At 42.1% G+C, this 20904-nt stretch carries 11 protein-coding genes; 10 read left to right on the top strand and 1 reads right to left on the bottom strand.

The annotated features are described in order from the left end of the window. The first annotated feature begins 134 nt into the window (after positions 1–134). From BMX50_RS04575 to BMX50_RS04530, 10 genes are all read left to right on the top strand, one after another. Positions 135–3560: a TonB-dependent receptor gene (locus tag BMX50_RS04575; protein ID WP_167667807.1), complete on the top strand. Its 3426-nt coding sequence runs from the start codon at positions 135–137 to the stop codon at positions 3558–3560. A 19-nt stretch (positions 3561–3579) separates the two neighbouring features. After that, on the top strand, positions 3580–5352 hold the full coding sequence (locus BMX50_RS04570) for a RagB/SusD family nutrient uptake outer membrane protein (protein ID WP_091208220.1): 1773 nt from the start codon (positions 3580–3582) through the stop codon (positions 5350–5352). 151 nt (positions 5353–5503) lie between these two features. Continuing rightward, complete coding sequence (locus BMX50_RS04565; protein ID WP_091208217.1) at positions 5504–6439, top strand: metallophosphoesterase family protein; 936 nt, start codon at positions 5504–5506, stop codon at positions 6437–6439. Beyond that, positions 6440–8302, top strand: a complete 1863-nt coding sequence (locus BMX50_RS04560; protein ID WP_091208214.1) for a beta-N-acetylhexosaminidase — start codon at positions 6440–6442, stop codon at positions 8300–8302. Positions 8303–8337: 35 nt separating this feature from the next. Beyond that, positions 8338–9840 (top strand): alpha-L-fucosidase, encoded by a 1503-nt coding sequence (locus tag BMX50_RS04555; RefSeq protein ID WP_091208211.1) that lies wholly within the window; start codon positions 8338–8340, stop codon positions 9838–9840. Positions 9841–9924: 84 nt separating this feature from the next. Further along, complete coding sequence (locus tag BMX50_RS04550; RefSeq protein ID WP_091208209.1) at positions 9925–11016, top strand: alkaline phosphatase family protein; 1092 nt, start codon at positions 9925–9927, stop codon at positions 11014–11016. 66 nt (positions 11017–11082) lie between these two features. Continuing rightward, positions 11083–12909, top strand: a complete 1827-nt coding sequence (locus tag BMX50_RS04545) for a beta-N-acetylhexosaminidase (RefSeq protein WP_091208206.1) — start codon at positions 11083–11085, stop codon at positions 12907–12909. 174 nt (positions 12910–13083) lie between these two features. Beyond that, positions 13084–14610 (top strand): sulfatase family protein, encoded by a 1527-nt coding sequence (locus tag BMX50_RS04540; RefSeq protein WP_091208635.1) that lies wholly within the window; start codon positions 13084–13086, stop codon positions 14608–14610. A gap of 334 nt (positions 14611–14944) precedes the next feature. Further along, entirely contained in the window at positions 14945–15091 is a 147-nt protein-coding gene (locus BMX50_RS35180) for a DUF6377 domain-containing protein (protein WP_394332293.1), read from the top strand. Between the two features lie 258 nt (positions 15092–15349). Beyond that, positions 15350–18214, top strand: coding sequence for a sugar-binding domain-containing protein (locus BMX50_RS04530; protein ID WP_091208203.1), 2865 nt, complete (start codon positions 15350–15352; stop codon positions 18212–18214). A 318-nt stretch (positions 18215–18532) separates the two neighbouring features. On the opposite strand, the gene BMX50_RS04525 is transcribed toward BMX50_RS04530, so the two are convergent. Then, positions 18533–20851 (bottom strand): histidine kinase dimerization/phosphoacceptor domain -containing protein, encoded by a 2319-nt coding sequence (locus BMX50_RS04525; RefSeq protein ID WP_091208201.1) that lies wholly within the window; start codon positions 20849–20851, stop codon positions 18533–18535. Positions 20852–20904: the final 53 nt, after the last annotated feature.

The raw sequence follows: 20904 nt of genomic DNA, 5'->3' as shown, positions 1-20904 counted from the left end.
CTGATTTTATCAGGATAAAAAATCCAGTTTCAGATAATCTATTCAGTTAACCTAACTCCTAAAGTATGAATTTTTATACGCTTTTCAGGCCTTTGTTTTTTAAACACAGGCAACTCATTAAAACTTTCATGGTTATGAAATTTGTAGTTTTTTTTATGACATTGGCCTGCTTGCAGGCATCAGCTACAGGATTTGCGCAGCAAGTAACACTTTCAGAAAAGAACGTTTCATTAAAAAAGGTTTTTACTGCCATACAAAACCAAACCAAATTTATTATTTGGTACGAAGACCAGGTATTGCAGGGTACCCATAATATTGATATTTCATTAAGTCATGCTACGCTGCAACAGGCACTTACAGAGTGCTTTAAAGATCAGCCATTAACTTATACTATTGTTGACAAAACAATAGTAGTTCAAAGAAAGAACCCGCAAGTACCGGTTGTACAGGCTGCAAATATAATAGTGAAGGGACAGCTCACCGACGAAAACGGAATACCGTTGCCCGGTGTAACTGTTAAGGTAAAAGGATCATCTGTTTCAATGGCAACCGACAACAAAGGTAATTATGCCTTATCGCTGCCTCAAGCCAGTGGTGTACTCGTTTTTAGCTTTTTAGGCTATGAAACGCAGGAAATTGCTATTAACGGTAGGGTAGAAATCAATGTCCAGCTAATACCGCATAAAAGTGATCTTAACGAAGTTGTAGTTGTGGGCTTTGGTACCCAGAAAAAGGTTGACCTTACCGGCGCAGTTGATCAAATAAAAGGCAAAGATTTGCAAAACAGGCCGGTAACTAACGTAGGCGACGCTTTGCAGGGCATGATGGCCAATCTGAATATCACTACCAATTATGGCGGCGGTTCTCCCGATGCGAAAAAAAGTATCAACGTACGTGGTTTTACCGGTTACGGCGGCCAGCTTGCCAGCCCACTGGTGTTGGTTGACGGTGTAGAAACAGATATCAACTCTATTAATGTTAACGATATTGATAACATCAGCTTATTAAAGGATGCGGCTTCGTCGGCAGTTTATGGTTCAAGAGCGCCAAACGGGGTTTTGCTGATCAGTACCAAACAGGGCAAAAAGAACCAGGCGCTGCGTTTAAGCTACTCCAATAACTTCTCTTACTCGCAGCCATTAAATGAGCCCACAATGTCCAATTCACTTACCTGGGCAAATACTTATAACGAAGCTTATACTAACGCAGGTTTACCACCGCTGGTAACGGACGATGCTATAACAAGGATAAAAGCGTATCTGGCCGATCCGAAAAGCGTACCTGCTACCATCCCGGTACCGGGAAGCAATAGTTGGGCTACATATGATCCGGTATTTGGAAACGCAAATAACGATTGGTTTAAAATCTACCTTAAAAAATGGTCGGCCAGTCAACAGCACAATGTGAGCATGGACGGGGGCAGTGATAAAATAACTTATTTTATCGGATTAGGGTCGACCAAAAAAAACGGATTATTTAATTACGCTGATGACAGCTATCTGCGCAATAATATCAGGGCAAATGTCACTGCCGATCTTAATAAGTATGTGACCTTTAGCTTAAAAACATCTTTTTCACAAGAAAATGATCATTATCCTTATAATGGCGGCGCTAATACCGGCGGCAACTTTTTTCATCAGATAGCAAGGTTATGGCCTATTGTTGCTTTAACTGATCCTAATGGCGGCTATGATTCAAACTCGTACATAGCGCAGCTGCAGCAGGGCGGCACAAACAACAGCCGTACAAACAATAGTCGTATCAGCGGTGATATTACCATTAAACCAATATCTGGTTGGGATATTACCGGTCATTACAGTTATGATTATAACAGCTATAACATTACATCAACCGTTTTGCCGTATTACTATTCTACTCCTAATAATCCGCAAACGCTAAGTAATACTATATCTTCCATCAATGAAAATTATGGCTTAACCAGTTATTATAACTACAATGTTTTCACCAGCTATGAAAAAAGAATAGGCGGTCACTTTTTTAAAATATTGGCAGGTGAGCAAACCGAACAAAAAACCTATTCTAACCTGAGTGGATATAATCAATACTTATATAGCACTAATCAGCCATCGCTCGCACTTACCAGCGGCACAACGCCATCAACAACGGATGCCGGCGGATATAGCTGGGCTACTAACAGTACCATTGGCCGTATCAATTATAATTATAAGGAGAAGTACCTGGTTGAAGCTAATGCAAGCTATATGGGCACCTCGCTTTTCCCGCAAAGTTCAAGATACCATTTATTCAGTTCAGGATCTGTGGGATGGAACATTTCAAAAGAAGCTTTTTTTAAACCAATTGAAAAATGGGTGAGCAACCTCAAATTAAGGGCATCTTATGGCGGCTTAGGCGATATTTCATACTTCCTCAATGCCTCTCCGGCAGTTTATTATCCGGCTCTTAGTAGTTTACAAACTAACCCTGCAACAAATAGTCAATGGATATTTAACCCGGGAAGCGGAGGGCGTTTGCCTTATGTATCTAATCCCGGAAATTTGATCAGTCCTACCTTAACCTGGGCAAAACCATCAATGCTTGACATCGGGATTGACGTAGATTTCCTTACAGATTTCAGCATTACAGCCGATTGGTACAATAAAAAGATAACTGATCAGTTTGCTCCGTCTATCACACCTCCCGGGACATTGGGCATCGCTGCGCCAACAGTAAACAACGCTTCTTCAAGCACCAAGGGCTGGGATCTTACTGCTTCCTGGAAGCACCAGTTTGGCGAATTTGGCGTAATGGCGAGAGCCAATATCGGTCACTATTCGGGCAAGATAACGAAGTATGACGCTAACCCGCAACAATTTATCAACCAACCCTATGTTGGCCAGCAATTGGGTGCTATCTGGGGTTTCAAAACTGTGGGTAAATTTCAAACGCAAGCTCAGGTTAACGGCGCACCTAACCAGGATGCCATTAATGCCAGCGGTTATAAACCCGGAGATATACAATATGCAGACCTGAATAAAGATGGCAAAATTACCTACGGAAGCAATACAGTTGGTGATCCGGGAGATCGAACCATTATTGGTAACACTACACCGAAGTATTTGTACGGCTTTTCGACCGGAGTAAATTGGCGGGGAATAGACCTTTATATATTTATCCAGGGACAGGGACACACAGATTACGCACCTGGCAATAACTACTTCTGGGGACTTACTTCAGAATATCAAAGCACGATAACACCTAAATTGGACGACAGGTGGACACCTACTAACACGAATGGCTATTTCCCAAGATTGGATATCAACAACGGGAGCAGCAAAAATCAAATCACCCAATCAGGTTACCTGCTAAATGCCGCATACATGCGCTTAAAGAATGTGCAATTGGGCTATACTTTTCCCAACAGCCTTACCCAAAAATTCCATGTTTACCAGCTAAAGCTATATGGCAGTGTTGATAATGCACTCACATTTACAGGTGCTCTGAAACACCAATACGTTGATCCCGAATTACTGCAATCGGACGAAAAGATATATCCGCTGCAACGCAGCTTTTCTTTCGGCTTACAAATGAATATTAAATAACATTTAACGATTTGAGTTTATGAAACCGATAAAAATCACATATCTCTATATAGCAATTGTCTTGATGGCCATTGTTTCCTGCAAAAAGGATGCATTGTTAAATCAAACCCCACCTACAAAACTTACCGAATCATCGTACTGGCATACTGCTAATGATTTGCAGAACTATATGAATAACCTTTATGGCATTGACGGAATCTTTCCGCACTATCGGGGTTATAGCAGCTTAGGCATATACAGCGTTGACGAAAACAGCGACAATATGGTTCCGCAGGGTGAGAATGCCCGGCTGAACGGAGAATTAACTGTTGCCAGCAGCGGCGGCTATGCCGATTGGAGTAGCATCCGCAATGTGAATTATTTTTTGACCAATTACCAGAAAGTAAGTGCATCGGCAAGTGATGTTGCCCCTTACGTGGGCGAGGCTTATTTTTTCAGGGCTATGCTTTATTACAAAGCAGTTAAAAGTTATGGCGATATGCCATGGGTGAATAAACCCCTGAATATTGATGATAAAGATCTGTTAAATGCCCCCAGGTTGCCCCGGAACGTAGTGATAGATTCTATAGTTAATGATTTGGACAGGGCTATTGCAAAACTCCCTGCTAAAAGCAAAGCCCAGTCGCAACGTTTATACAAGGAATATGCCCTGGGTTTTAAAGCACGGGTATGCTTGTTTGAAGGTACCTGGGAAAAATATCATGCCAACGATGTGTTTGGCGTAAGCGGTCAGGATGGTAGTAAATACCTGCAACTGGCGTCTGATGCCGCCAATCAGGTCATCACCTCAGGTACATATCAACTTGATAATGCAGGAGTACCTAACGGCTATTTTAATTTGTTTAACCAAACGGATTATACAAGCAGCAAAGAGATCATGTTTTGGGGGGCCTATAATCAGCAGGCGGGCATCACCACTTACTGGCAAAATTATTACCAGTTTGGTTCCGATGGATCTGAATCTACAGGTATTTCAAAAAGCCTGGTAGATGATTATTTATGTACCGATGGCAAACCAGCCAGTATAAGCCCGCAATATAAAGGCGATGATTCGCTTAGTCATATTGTTAAAAACCGCGATCCGAGATTGAGGCAAAGTGTGTTTTTGTATGGCGATACGGTGATATCAAACGTGCCCGGCGGAACACCAATTAAGCTGTTCACTTATCCCGCACTGATAGCAGGCGACAATTGTACAACAGGTTTCCAGATTAGAAAAGGACTCAATACCGACTTTTTTCAGGATAGTCATAACGGGCCAGGAGGTACTGATGGGGTTATTTACATGCGTTATGCCGAAATCTTATTGATTTACGCGGAAGCGCGTGCCGAATTAGGCTTACTGACCCAGGCCGATGCAGATAATACCATTAATAAATTAAGGGATAGGGTAAAAATGCCGCATTTAAATATCAGCGCTATCGCTACAGATCCTAAATGGGCTTTCCCGGAACTGTCGCCCGTTATCAATGAGGTTAGGCGGGAGCGCAGGGTTGAATTAGCCTGCGAGGGTTATCGTTTTGATGACATATGCCGCTGGGCTGCAGCACCTGCACTTGTTGTACATAAACAACCATTAGGAACAATGGCCAAACAGTTCCTGACTGTTTTGCCAACCATTGTTATAGGAAAAAACCTGTTTGTTAACGCACAGGGGTATATACAGCCTTACGCACAGGTGAGCAGCATGGCCAATGGCTACAACTTTAACCCGGGCCGGGATTATCTTTTACCTATTGCGTTGCAGGAAACTACCGTAAATCCTAAAATAAAACAAAATCCGGGTTGGTAAATGACTAACAGCTTTAGCCGGGTTGGTAACGGCATTGTTGTTAAAAGAGCCCTTCTCCGGAAGGGTTCTTTTTAAATATGATACAGCAGGTTGCAATACAGGTGTCAACAGCTTGTAATTAACAGATTACGCAACCTATTATAGCGCAATTATGAAAAGAAGAGATTTAATAAAAAAGGTAGGGTTGGCTGCCGGAACAATAGCCTTGAATAAGCCCATGGCAGCCATGTCTGCTGTTAACGGCCATAAAAAGCAGAAGGTTTTAAGGATAGCACACATTACCGATGTTCATATCAGGCCTGAATATAATGCCGTGGCGCGGTTTAAAAAATGCCTGGAGATGATCCGCAAGGATAATGTAGACCTGATCCTGAACGGTGGCGACTCGATTTATGCAGCTGATTACAGCGATATAAAAAAAGAAAGGGTGTTGGAATTATGGTCATGCTGGAAAGATAGCGTGGCGCTGGTAAAAGATATTCCGATGTACAGCGTACTGGGTAACCATGACATGTGGTGGCAGGGAAAAGGCGACGAATTATTTGGTAAGCCAGGTGTGCTTAAAATGCTGGGGCTGCAAAATAACTATTACAGTTTTGACAAAAACGGCTGGCATTTTATTATGCTGGATAGTAATCATCCCAAAACTCCGGGTATGCTGGATGATGAACAATGGAACTGGTTTGTGCAGGATGTACAAAGCCACCAGGATAAACCAACACTCATCATGTCGCATTACCCCTTGCTGAGCTGTACGGGCATTACCGATAACAAGCCGGAGGCTATAGGGCCGTTTAAAGTAGAAGGTAGCTACAATCACCTGGATATTATGAAATTTATAGAGGTGTTTAACCACAATAAAAACATCAGGATATGCCTGAGCGGGCATGTTCATTTACTGGATAAAGTTTGGTATAACGGTGTAAGTTATTTGTGTAATGGGGCCACAAGTGGTTTTTGGTGGGAGCCCGGCGATGACGGTAAAAGTTCGTATAAGCAAACAGAACCGGGATACTCATTATTAAACCTTTATAATGATGGTAGCTTTGATGATGAATATATTAAATACGAAACGTTAATTAAGTAAATGAAAAATCTATTATTGGTATTAGCGATAAGCTTTTGCTCTGTAGCTCATGCACAAAATTACACAGCCATTATTCCCGAGCCGGTATCTTTGGTTCAGGGTAAAGGTACATTTGTGATTGACAACCATACCTCCTTGATCATTCCGTCAGGTAGCCCCGAGCTTACCGCCCAGTGCAACCGTGCTAATGAATGGATCAACACACTGGTGGGTTTTACATTGCCTGTAAAAAACAAAACAACTGCTTCGGAACGCTCCATTAAGCTATTGTTGAACCCCACATTAAACAATCCCATTAATGACGAAGGGTATGAGCTATCCATTACGGAAGATGAAATAAAACTGCAGGCACGTAAAACGGCTGGTATATTTTATGGCTTACAAACCATGCGGCAACTGCTTTCTCTTTCAAGCGAAACCAATAAGCAGCAGCATAGCCTGCCTGTTGTAGAAATCATTGATTATCCCCGGTTAAAATGGCGCGGGCTAATGCTTGACGTAAGCCGGCACTTTTTTTCAAAAGACTTTGTGAAAAAATATATTGATGACATGGCCCGCTATAAATTCAATATCTTTCACTGGCACTTAACAGACGATCAGGGATGGCGTATAGAAATAAAATCGCTGCCCCGCTTAACGGAAGTGGGTGCCTGGCGTGTGCCCAGAACAGGGCAGTGGTGGTCTTATGATCCGCCTCAAAAAAACGAAAAGGCTACTTATGGCGGGTATTATACGCAGCAGGATATAAAAGAAGTTATTGCCTACGCGGCCGAAAGAAATATAACCATTGTGCCCGAAATTGATGTTCCGGGTCATTCGTTGGCAGCCATTGCAGCCTATCCTTATTTGTCTGCAACAGGCTACATTTACCCCGTAAACCCCGGAAGTAAATTTTATAATATTGACGATAATACCTTAAACCCTGCAGACGAACGCGTGTATACCTTTCTGGATAAAGTTTTTACTGAAGTAGCTGCTTTATTTCCGGGAGATTACATCCATATCGGCGGCGACGAAGCTACAAAGTACTTCTGGCAGCAGTCGGCCGTTGTGCAGGATTTTATGAAGCAACAGGGGATAAAGACGGAGCATGAATTACAAAGCTATTTTATAAAAAGAGTAGAAAAAATCCTGAAGAAAAAGAAGAAAAAATTAATTGGCTGGAATGAAATTCTGGAAGGTGGGTTGGCCCCTGAAGCAACAGTGATGAGCTGGCAAGGTATGCAGGGGGGGATAGATGCCGCCAAACAAGGGCATCAGGTTATTTTTACTCCCAGCAGCAATACATACCTGGATCTTTACCAGGGAGATCCGCTGTTAGAACCTGACACATACGACATGTTGCGTTTACAAACAGCCTATAAATGGAACCCTGTCCCGACAGGAATAGACAGCACATTGGTTTTGGGAGGACAGGGTAATTTATGGTCGGAGTCTGTCCCTAACGGGCGACATGCCGAATACATGACATGGCCGCGATCCCTGGCATTATCCGAAGTTTTTTGGTCGCCGCAGGCAAAACAAAATTGGATTGGTTTTCAAAAAAAATTAGAGCCTCAATTTAAAATTTTAGATGCTGCTCAAATCAATTATTCCAAAGCAGCCTTTGATGTGCTTGCAACTGCAAAACTTGATGAGCAAAAACAGTTATTGGTTTCGCTTAGTACCGATATCGACAGTCTGGATATTTACTACACCCTTGATAATACCAATCCTGATACATCTTGCGCCCGTTATAACGGCACTCCAATAGTTATTCCCAAAGGCATCTACCAAGTAAGAGCACAAGCATTTAAAGGAAATGCTACCGCAGGAAAATTGTTAATTGCTCCGCGCGAAGAATTAGAAAAAAGGGCCAGGTAATAAATTGTCCGGTTTCCAAAATGTAAACTAAGTAAATGAAAAATCTATTATCTATAATAGCTATAGGCTTTTGCTCTACAGCTTATGCACAAAATTATACGGCCATTAGCCCACGCGATTCCAAACAGGAAATTGTAAATAAAGCCGCGCACATTACTCCTTCACCAAGGCAATTACGCTGGCAGCAGTTGGAATTCACCGCGTTTTTCCATTTTGGCATGAATACCTTTACCAATCAGGAATGGGGCAATGGCAAAGAAGATCCTAAACTGTTTAATCCAACGCAGCTGAATGCCTCCCAATGGGTACGTACCAGTAAACAGGCGGGGATAAAACAGGTAATCATTACGGCCAAACATCATGACGGCTTTTGTCTGTGGCCCAGTAAGTACACGGAACATTCTGTAAAAAATAGTCCCTGGAAAAACGGGCAGGGTGATGTGGTAAAAGAAGTTGCCGAGGCCTGCCATGCTCAGGGTGTTGGTTTTGGTATTTATCTTTCACCATGGGACAGGAATAATCCTGATTATGGCGATACCGAAAAATATAACGCCTATTTCATGAACCAGTTAACCGAATTATTAAGCAATTACGGCCGTGTTGATGAGGTTTGGTTTGATGGTGCGAATGGTGAGAGCCCTAACGGCAAAAAGCCGGTATATCATTTTGAAGAGTGGTATAGCCTGATTCGTAAGCTGCAGCCGGGCGCGGTTATAGCCATCATGGGGCCGGATGTACGCTGGGTGGGTACCGAAAGCGGTTATGGTCGTTTATCGGAGTGGAGTGTTGTACCAATTGACAAGCAAGCTAATGCCAGTACCGCTCAAAATTCGCAAAAGGATATCGCCTTTGCACCAAAAGGGGATATGACGGGCGATGACCTCGGTAGCCGCGATAAGATTGGCAACGCACAGGCCCTTGCCTGGTATCCCGCCGAAACAGATGTATCCATCAGACCGGGATGGTTTTATCATGAGGCGGAGGATGATAAAGTAAAATCTCCCGAAAAGCTATTAGATATCTATTACAGTTCTGTAGGCCGTAATTCGGTTTTACTGCTCAACATCCCGCCTGATAAAAGAGGCTTGATCAATGAGCACGATCAGAAAAATATCTTGGAATGGAAAAACATCATCAACAGAACTTTTAAAAACAACCTTGTAAAAGGAGCGCGGATCAGCTCAGAAAATGGCATCAATACCGCTGCCCTGGCAAAAGGCAGTCTGGACAATTACTGGACTACAAAAGGGCGGGATACTTCGTCGGTAATACAGATCACCCTGAGCAAACCACAAACATTTGATGTGCTGTGCCTCAAGGAAAACATCACCATTGGGCAGCGTATTGAAAAGTTTAGCTTTGAATATTTTAACGGAACAAACTGGGAGCAAGCTGCCGAAGGCACCACCGTTGGCGCGAAACGATTGATCCGCTTTAACGCCATAACCGCGCAAAAGGTAAGATTAAAAATACTGGCATCAAGGTTAAACCCAACTTTAACAACCCTGGGCTTATATAAACAATTTACAGGGAACTAAAACCAGTAATAAAGACTATTTAAAAGATGAAGGGCCTGCCCGGCAGATCGAAAGCATCTTATATAAAATACCATAACTCATAAAATGAAAAAAATATTAGTTTTAATCCTGCTTGCGTTTTTAAGTGCAGGATCTGTTTCTGCTCAAAATACTGCTAAATCCGGGAACATTATAGTTATATCTATAGATGGCCTCCGGTGGAAAGAGATTTTTCACGGTGCCGAAAAACAGCTCATTACCAGTAAAAAATTTAACTCGCAGGATTCTGCTCAACGTATCAATAAATATTGGGCCGAAGATCAGCAGGACCGCCGGGCCAAACTAATGCCCTTTGTTTGGAGCACCATTGCAAAAAATGGTCAGTTATATGGTAACCGCGATCTGGGAAGCCTGGTAAACGTTAAAAATACCTATTGGTTCTCGTACCCTGGCCGCAGTGAAAATTTAACAGGCTATGCTGATCCGAAAGTAAATTCAAATGATTATCCGGATAATCCTAACAAAAACGTGCTGGAATTTATTGATCAGCAAAAGGGATATACTAAGAAAGTGGTGGCTTTTGCCTCATGGGATGCCGTTGCCAGGATTATTAACCGTAACCGGAACGGTATGCTGGTAAATAACCCCTTTGAAGACCTGAAAGGAAACGATTTAACAGAAGCTGAGAAATTGGCTAACGAAATACAGCATTATGAACCTAAAATATGGGGTAATGGCGAACGCCTGGATGCTACAACTTACGCGCTGGCAAAATCGTACATTATGGCCAAACATCCGAAAGTAGTTTATCTTGACCTGGCAGATACCGACGACCACGCGCATGAAGGTAAATATGATTTTTACCTGGATGCTATACACAGCATAGACGCCATGATAGGTAAACTGTGGACTTATGTACAAAACGATCCGTTTTATAAAAACAATACTACCATTATGATTATGCCCGATCATGGCAGGGGCGATGGAAACCAATGGACCAGTCATGGTTCTGGTATTCCGCATGCAAATGATACCTGGTTAATGGTTTTAGGGCCTAAAGTAAAAGGTTTGGGGGAAGTAAAGGATAACGGACAGATATACCAGGATCAATATGCAAAAACCATTGCCAGGTTATTAGGATTCAACTTTACTTCCGTAAATCCTATCGGCGATCCAATTCCAAGTGTTGTTGAATAAGTTATTGATTGCCTATAAATAATCATTCGGCGCAAGTGGCCGGATAATACCTGATATAAATTTTTTATGAATAAGACCCTATTTTTATTTTTTCTGGTGCTGTGTGGACAGACCGCTTTTTCACAGCAAAGTAACGAAGTATCGATTATTCCCAAACCCGCCTTTGCAGAAAAAGGTGTTGGCCAATTTGTCATTAACCAGCGTACCAGTATAGTAGCCAAAGAAGCTGATGCCCAAAAGGTAGCTGGTATGTTCAATTATTTTTTGAAAAAAAAGTATGGATTTGCCTTAAAAATTAACGGTGTGGCGTCTGCTGGCGCCATTGTTTTAAATACAACCCCAACGGCAAAGTTATCAGGCGAAACCTATCAACTTAAAGTAACCGGTAAGGGCGTAAGTATATCCGGAAACCGGGCCGGAGTATTTTATGGTGCTCAATCATTATTGCAGCTCATGCAGCAAAAGGATAAGCAGTTATCAGTGCCGGTAGTAAACATTAATGATGAACCTGACTTTACTTACCGCGGTTTAATGTTAGATGTTGGCAGGCACTTTTTTGATACCGCTGAAATCAAGAAGATACTGGACGTGATGGCTTCTTTAAAGCTAAATACCCTGCACTGGCATTTAACAGACGACCAGGGATGGCGCCTGGAAATAAAAAAATATCCCAAATTAACAGCCATCAGTGCCTGGCGCGATTCGACAATTATTGGAGGCTATGGCGATTTTAAGCCATTTATTTACGACGGAAAAAAGAGCGGCGGTTTTTATACCCAACAACAGGCCCGCGAAATTGTAAAATATGCGGCCGAAAGAAATATTGAGGTGATACCCGAAATTGAAATGCCCGGCCATTGTACCGCGGTATTGGCCGCTTACCCTGAATTAGGCAACGGAAGCGCCGCTTATAAAGTACCAGGCTATTGGGGCGTACATAATACTATTTATAATCCGGGCGAACCCACCTTTAAGTTTTTGCAGGATGTTTTAACCGAGGTTATGGCTATTTTTCCAAGTAAATACATTCACATTGGTGGAGACGAAGTGCCTAAGGACGAATGGAAAAGTTCGGCCCCGGCGCAAAAAATTATCCATGAAAACAATTTGAAAGATGAGCATGAGCTGCAAAGCTGGTTTGTGAACCGCATAGAAAAGTTTTTAAATAAAAATGGCAAAAGCCTGATTGGGTGGGACGAAATACTGGAAGGGGGCCTTACCGCAAATGCCACTGTAATGAGCTGGAGAGGCGAAGCCGGCGGTATCCAGGCAGCAAAAGAGGGGCATAATGTAATTATGTCACCTAATAGCAATATGTATGTAGATCATGGCCAGGCTAAAGACGGCAAAACAGAGCCTTTAGTTATTGGAGGTTTCCTGCCATTAGATGTGGTTTATAATTATAACCCGCGCCCATCGGCATTAAATGCTGACCAGCAAAAATATATTTTAGGCGTACAGGCCAATATGTGGACGGAGTATGTGGCAACAAACAATAAACTGGAATATATGCTTTTCCCGCGTGCCATTGCACTTGCAGAGGTAGGGTGGACAAAAAACGAAAACAAGAATTACCAGGATTTCACGGAGCAGCGGCTTCCAATAGTACTGGCCGACCTGGAACGATCTGGCATAAACTACAGGATTCCGGAAGCTAATGTTGTTATTAGTAGCGATCCGCAAACCCAAAGAAAAAGGATAACTATTACGCCGTTGGTTGCAGGAAGCAAAGTATACTATACCATAGATGGCCATAAAGCCGACAATACCGCCAATCTGTATTCTGCTTCCATAATAACACCAGTTACCAATGGCAGGCCTTTAACTTTAAAGTATATCGTGGTAACTCCCGAAAACAGAACGAGTAATGAGTTTAGTGTTGATATAAAATAAATTATTTCCACTTTACGCATATAGTGCTGAATTCGCGGACATTAACAACTGCACAGGATTGAGATAATTAGCTTAACAAAGTTGCAGTGCAAATAAATTCAACGCCAATATGAAATCGCATAATCATCTGATGTGCAAAAATATTTTAATTTGATGCTCCAAAACCATGTTGTTATGAATAAGGGACTGTTAGCGGCTGCAATTATTACTATATCTTTTTCTGCGAGAGCTCAAATAAAAAGAACGAACCCCAAAGTACAACCCAATGTCATCTGCATTTATGCAGATGACCTGGGTTATGGCGATGTCAGCAGTTACAGTGCTACCGGTGTTCATACGCCTAATATTGATAAACTGGCAGCTTCAGGTATCCGCTTTACCAATGGTCATTGTACTTCAGCTACCTGCACGCCATCCCGCTATGCGCTCATGACGGGCAAATATCCATGGCGTAAAAAAGGTACGGGTATTTTGCCGGGCGATGCTGCCTTGATCATTCCTACAGATAAAACTACATTGCCTAAACTGTTTAAACAATCCGGTTATCATACGGCTATAGTTGGTAAATGGCACCTCGGGCTTGGAGAAACGGTTGCTAAAAACTGGAACGGAGAAATAAAACCCGGCCCCAAGGAAGTGGGGTTTGATTATTCCTTTATCTTCCCAGCTACCGCAGATCGTGTGCCGACGGTGTTTTTAGAAAACCACCAGGTAATTGCTTTGGATACAAAAGATCCTATTGAGGTTAACTACGAACATAAAATAGGGGATGACCCGACTGGGAAAGATCACCCTGAGCTCCTCAAGCTGCAGTCATCGCCGGGGCAGGGCCATAACCAAACTATAGTAAATGGAATTGGTCGGATTGGTTATATGAGTGGCGGAAAGCAGGCCCGTTGGGCAGATGAAGAACTGTCACCTACCTTTTTAGCTAAAGCCGAAGATTTTATCAGGGAAAATCAACATCACCCTTTCTTTTTATATTATGCGTTAACGGAACCCCATGTACCCAGAATGCCCGCCACCCGCTTTAAAGGTAAAAGTGGGTTGGGTTTGCGCGGTGACGCTATTTTGCAGCTGGACTGGGCGGTTGGTGAAATCATGAACCAACTGAAATCACTGGGAATCGAGAAAAATACGCTGGTGGTGTTTAGCAGCGATAACGGCCCGGTATTGGATGACGGTTACCAGGACGACGCCGTTGAAAAGTTTAAGGGACATGCACCCGCCGGTATATTACGTGGCGGGAAATACAGCGTACTGGAAGGTGGTACACGCATTCCCTTTATTATAAGCTGGCCTGGCGTTATCAAACCGCAGGTGTCGCCTGCTATGGTTAGCCAGGTTGATTTACTGGCATCTTTTGCTGCACTAATAAATCACCCAATACCTGCGGGAGATGCTACCGATAGTGAAAATGTATTGAATGCGTTATTAGGAGAAACACAAAAAGGCAGGTCGCAATTAATTGAACAGGGATTAAACAATTTGGCCATAGTTAAAGATGGCTGGAAATATATCACTCCCAATAATGGAGAAACCTATATGCCTCTGGTTGGGATAGAAACAGGGAATCTCTCAGAGGCACAGCTTTACAATTTAAATGAGGATCCCGCCGAAAAAAACAACCTTGCAGCTAAATACCCGGAAAAAGTAAAGGAGTTAGCTACGCTGCTTGATGCCGCCAGGCAAAATAAATGAGACAATCCAAAATAACACGGGAATTTAGTTATTGTAACCCTAATTCCTGGACAATGATAATTATACCGTGACCCGCAACGCGCCATTGTTGGATAATACCCCAATGATGGCTTTGAGGCAAAATTCGACAGCTTTTCCGTCAAATACCTGCCGGATCAGCATCGCTTAGAGTGGCTTGAAAATAATAGGTAAATAAAAAAAGCAGTATTAACGCTGCTTTTTTTATGCTTTCTGCTGTCTGGATTATTATTGAAAATAACTTACTGATAACCAAAAGTATGGCCTGTCTGTAAATAGCAAATGTTGAAGGTTCGTCTATTTAATAGGCTATAAGATGCAGATATTCCGCGTTATTAAAGATATAAATATCAAACGCGAAAGAGAAGAGATGTTTTATAGGTTTGACAGCATTTTTTTTAAACTGTTTCCAAATTTTGCGACCTCCTTTAATGCCTTACTGAAGCCATCGGTACTTTATTAAAGTATATAGATAGGAAAATCCATCTTTTTATACTAATCGTCCATTTTTAAATCGATTTTCTTCAATTATTTTAATCAAATCATTTATCTGTGTTGGTGGGGCAACTCATCTGCGAAAAAAAAATGCTTTAACCAATTGAATTACAAATCTGTTAAACCAAATAAATGTCTCAGTGATTAAAAAAGCTCGGTTTATTTATACGAAAGTTGTTTAAAGTGCTTTGATTCAATTGATTATTGAGGCTTATTTTCTATTGCCATGATTAGAATAAAATGCTCCGTCTTGTTTCTGTTTTTATTAACGCCTGTACTACGTTTCTTAGCCCAGAACCAAGGTATTAATCACCGTAATTTGGATGGGAATTCCAATACAATATCCCTTGCAGGCAAATGGGCTTTTGAGGTTGATTCCCTCGACGCGGGCGTTACGGAAAAATGGTATAACAGGCCGTTGAAAGATATAATCAGTTTGCCTGGATCCATGACAACAAATGGCAAAGGCAAGGATATTTCTATTACCACCCCGTGGACAGGCAGCATCATCGATTCTGGATGGTTTTATAAACCCGAATACAAAAAATATCGTGCTCCAGGCCATGTGAAAGTACCGTTTTGGCTTCAGCCTGTAAAATATTACAAAGGCCCTGCATGGTACCAAAAGGAAATATTAATTCCCGCCGGTTGGGCCGGCAATACAATAAAGCTCTTTCTTGAGCGCTGTCATTGGTATACGGATGTTTGGATCGACAATAAGTATATAGGCGAATTGAACAGCCTCGGCACCCCTGACATCTTCAATCTTGGTTCAGTTACCCCTGGGAAACATCGCCTAACAATACGCGTAGATAACGGTGTTCAGCAAGTTGATGTTGGTCAGAATTCCCATAGTATATCAGATCATACGCAGGGTAACTGGAACGGGATTGCCGGCAAAATTGTCCTCCAGGCGCTGCATAAAACCTATCTGGAAGATGTTCAGGTCTTTTCAGACATCAGACGGCAATCGGCAGCGTTAAAATTTAACATAGTCAGCGGAAGTAAATCGTTGCCTTTAAGGGTTGCCTGCGAAGTTTATGATAACGAAGAAAGAATAGTTGCACGTAAAAATCTCGATCTTAAAAATGACAGCGCTGTAATTCATGCGGGAGTGGATATTTTGATTGGTAAGCATGTAAAACTCTGGGATGAATTTCACCCGAACCTTTACCGTCTGCGTGTGTTGCTTTCCTCAAAAGGTTCAGTCGTTGACTCACGGGAAATTACATTTGGAATGCGGGAGTTTGCCACAAACAATACGCAGTTTACAATTAACGGGCGACTTACTTTCCTCCGGGGAACACTGGACTGTGCTGCGTATCCGATTACAGGTTACCCGCCAACCGATGTTGCTGCGTGGTCGAAAATTTTTAGACAGTGCAAATCTTTCGGACTGAATCATATTCGTTTCCATTCCTGGTGCCCTCCTGAGGCTGCTTTTACGGCAGCGGACCAGGCAGGTTTGTACCTTCAGATCGAATGCTCCTCATGGGCAAACCAGGGAGCGACAATCGGCGATGGCAAACCTTTAGATAAATTTATCTACCAGGAAAGTGAAAGGATTGTAAAAGCGTTCGGGAATCACCCGTCATTTTGTATGCTTTTATATGGAAATGAGCCTGACGGGCCGAAATTTACGCAATACCTTACCGACTTTGTTAAATATTGGAAAGGTAAAGACTCACGACGCCTTTACACTACCGGAGCAGGTTGGCCGATAATAGCGGGTGCTGACTACAACAGTTCTCCAGATCCTCGCATACAAGCGTGGGGGAGTGGTCTTAACAGTATTATCAATGCGCAACCTCCCGGCACTGACTACGATTGGCATGCGATCATAGCAAAATGGAATCACCCGACAGTAAGTCATGAGATTGGTCAATGGTGCGTTTACCCGGATTTTTCAGAGATTCAAAAATATAAAGGCGTTCTCCAGGCTAAAAATTTTGAGATATTCCAGGATCAATTGCAGCAAAACGGACTGGGACAATATGCAAAGGGGTTTTTATATAACTCGGGGAGGTTGCAGTCGCTCTGCTATAAAGCCGACATTGAAGCAGCACTTCGAACCCCTGGTTTCGGTGGTTTTCAATTACTGGGATTAAACGATTTTCCCGGTCAGGGTACTGCATTGGTTGGTGTCGTCAACCCGTTTTGGGAAACTAAAGGCTATATTAATGCCGACGAATACCGTCAGTTTTGCAATGCAGTTGTTCCGCTTGCGAGGTTTAGCAAAATGATTTGGGAAAGTAATGAAATACTGAGAATCTCTGTTGAGGTGGCGCAATTTTCTGAGAGTGTTATCAGGAAGCCGGATCTCAAATGGCGTATTTTAAGTTCGGACAAAAAAATAATGTTCCAAGGGACGTTTCCGGGTAAAGATGTGCCGAATGGTAACGGGATAAAAATCGCTGAGATCAGCCAGAACCTTTCCGGAATTATGAAACCATGCAAATTGACCTTAGAGGTTAACGTTGCCGGTTATAAAAATACCTGGGACTTCTTTGTATATCCACACCTGGAGACAACAAATCTACAGGATATCCTTGTGACCCAAACGCTGGATAAGAAAGCCGAGGATGTACTCTTACATGGAGGTAAAGTTCTGTGGTCATTGAAAAAGGGAAGTTTGAAAAAAGAGTTTGGCGGGGAAGTTCAAATTGGGTTTTCGTCCATATTCTGGAATACCGCATGGACCGGGGGGCAGGCTCCACATACACTGGGCATTATGTGTGATCCGGCGCACCCCGCTTTCCGGGATTTTCCGACACAATCTTACTCAAACTGGCAGTGGTGGGATGCAATTGTCCATTCAAATGCTATTGAACTCGATAAGGTGAAATCAGGTTTAAAACCGATAGTAAGGGTAATAGATGACTGGGTTACAGCAAGATCACTCGGGTTGGTTTTTGAAGCCAGGGTTGGGAACGGTCAACTGATAGTTTCAGGTATCGACCTGGTTTCGGAAATAGACAAAAGACCATCGAGCCGCCAACTCAAATATAGTTTGATAAATTATATGCATGGTACCGCGTTCGATCCGAAGGCACAAATCTCAATAGAAAATCTTAAGTCTATCACAAACTGACAAAACTAAATCCGGGTATCAGTAATTTGAGTGGATTAAACCTGGTTCTTTGGAACAGCGAGAGGTTGTTTTGAGATATTTAATTGGTCGGGAAGAGTGGGGGCCTATTCTATGGAGCATAGAAACGTAATTTTAAATTAGGTAACAAAAAGGCTTTTAAAATAAGACTCTGTCGAAAACCTTGTTCCATTATCCTAACCCTATAATGTGAGTGATGTGCGTGGCGCAGAATTTTTAATTTCACTGCGAATGGAGTTTATTGCATCCTTTGAAATCAATCTCCAAACAGGATTTCCGTTTCATCGATAACAGTATCTGTTATTTCGTGTTTAAATCTGGTAAATGAGCTAAAACCAATTCTAAATTCACCTCTTCCTGCTGCTGGTCATTATTACACTGTATAATAATTCGTGTTCCGGACGCATTTTTGATGGTTATTTTTGCATCGATATCTTCGCATAAACCCCGTATTAATTTAAAACCCGTGCCGCCGTTTGCTTTGGTTTTCAATGGGTTGTCTATGCCTACGCCGTTATCAGCTATTTCCAGCCTTATCTGTTCCTTAATCTTTCCGAATGCAATAAAAATTTCACCATGTTTTTGGTTAGGGAACGCATATTTAAACGCATTAGTCACAGCTTCGTTGACAATAAGGGCTAAGGGCAGCGCCAAAGAAACATCTATAATCAATTCTTCGACGCTGGTTTTGAAATTTATCTGGGCTGCGCCCTGAAAACTCTCCCTGATATGCTCGATCAGTTGCGGCAGGTATATGCCCATGTTTACTGATTTTAACTTTGAAGATTCGATTAGTTTTTCATGAACGAGCGACATGGCATAAATACGATGCCTGCTAATATTTACCGCATCAAACGCATCGCCTTCAAGCGTTGCAGCCTGGTTTTCCAATAATAGCATAACCGACTGCAGGTTGTTTTTTACGCGGTGGTTAACCTCTTTAAATAAAAGTTCCTTTTCTGACAATAGCTCGTCCTTATCCTTCAATAGTTCGTTTTTATCTAAAATCAGTTGTTGAAGCGCGCTGTTCTTTTGATCGATCTCTTCTTTTTGTTGTGTCAGCAAAGTATTGCTGCGCTGCTTCAATCTATATTGGCTGTAGATCAGACCGGTAATGATCAAGAGCATTACCGAACCGAAAATAGTTACCTTCTGAATAAGCTGGTTACGCTTTAGTTTGATCTCTTTTATTTGAGCATCGAGGGTAAGTGAGTCGATATGCCTGTTTTTTGCCAGGGTTTCGTTTTCCATTTCCAGCAAAAATGCCTGATAAGCTTTTACTCTATTATAAACAGAATCCCTGAACTGCTGGCCTTTTAGAAAATGCCCGATCACAGAATTCGGATCGCGATTTACAATAGCCAGCTTGTAATACCGGTTTTCCGCCATATCGATATCTTCAATATAACTGAGCTGATGTGCCAGTGCCGTGTATAGGTTCGAATATCGATAAACCTCATTAAATTGATTTGTTTCCGAGTAATAATAAGCAAGCCCGTTATAGGCATTCAAGATTCCCGCTATATTATCCTTCGAAATTAGCGGCAGTATTTTTTTTACTTCCTGCACATACACTCCGGCCTCTGATAATTTTTTTGCATAAATCAGGCTATAAAGAAAATCCACGTTTACCGAAAGCCTGTCATCATCACTTTTGGCATTACTTTTAATTTCATTCAGAACAGTCAGCGCTTCAGCTAATCTGTTTAAGTGGATATACTCAAAAGCAAGTGAAGATGATTCCAATATTGTGAAAAAGGGGGCGTTGAAACGTTTCGCCATTTTCATTACCTCGACTGAATATGGAATTGCCCGCTTATAATCTCCAAGTCTTATAAAAGTGGAGGCGACCAGATGCTTTATCCAGGCAACCTGCATGGTAGTGTCATTAACCTCTTTGGCGGTTTTAATAGCTAATAAATTATATTTTAAGGCATTGGCGTAATCGCCTGTTCTCATTGATACCCTGCCGATATTCCAGTAGATACCTTCTACGGTTCTCCGGCTCACAGCTTTACCTAGATTTAAAGCTTCAAAAAGTAATTTGAGACCTTCCGAGTTTCGTCCGCCCTGGAACAGCAAGTCGGCGTTATTTGTTAACATAAAAGATAGCCACAGCGAATTTCTGTTCTTTCGGAAAATGGTAACCGCCTTGTTTACGTAATATAATTTCTTCTCAAGTGAGTTGGAAGTGGAATAGTACCTTGATATAAGATAGTATGATCTCGCCTCACCGTCACTATTTCTGTGTTTTATGGAAAAGGCAAGTGCGTTTTGAGCAATCATTAAAGCATTATCGGGGGCTTTCTGAGAATATAAAATTTCCGTATTCAGCAGCATTGCGTTGATAATCCCAAATTGAAAGCCCAGCCTTCGGCTGAGCGCCGATGCCTGAGTCGAAAATCTTTTAGCCGAATCAATGTCATTTGCACTTGTCGAAGCTTTCAAAAGCATTAAATGGCCTAATGCGAGCTGAAGTTTAACGGTGGTCGTATCGCTTTTACTTAATGCAAGTTTTTGTCGAAGTATGGGCAAAGGCAATTCATCAAAATTGCTGGTTTGCGCAAATGATGATTTTATAAAGAATAGGAGCAGGATAAACAGTTGACACTTTTTCATGAATGTGTGGGTAACAAATGCTCATCAACCACCATAAATTTAGAGATTATAAT

The sequence above is a fragment of the Mucilaginibacter gossypiicola genome (genome assembly GCF_900110105.1).
Classification (GTDB): Bacteria; Bacteroidota; Bacteroidia; order Sphingobacteriales; family Sphingobacteriaceae; genus Mucilaginibacter; species Mucilaginibacter gossypiicola.
This window is presented reverse-complemented; position numbering and strand designations above follow the sequence as displayed.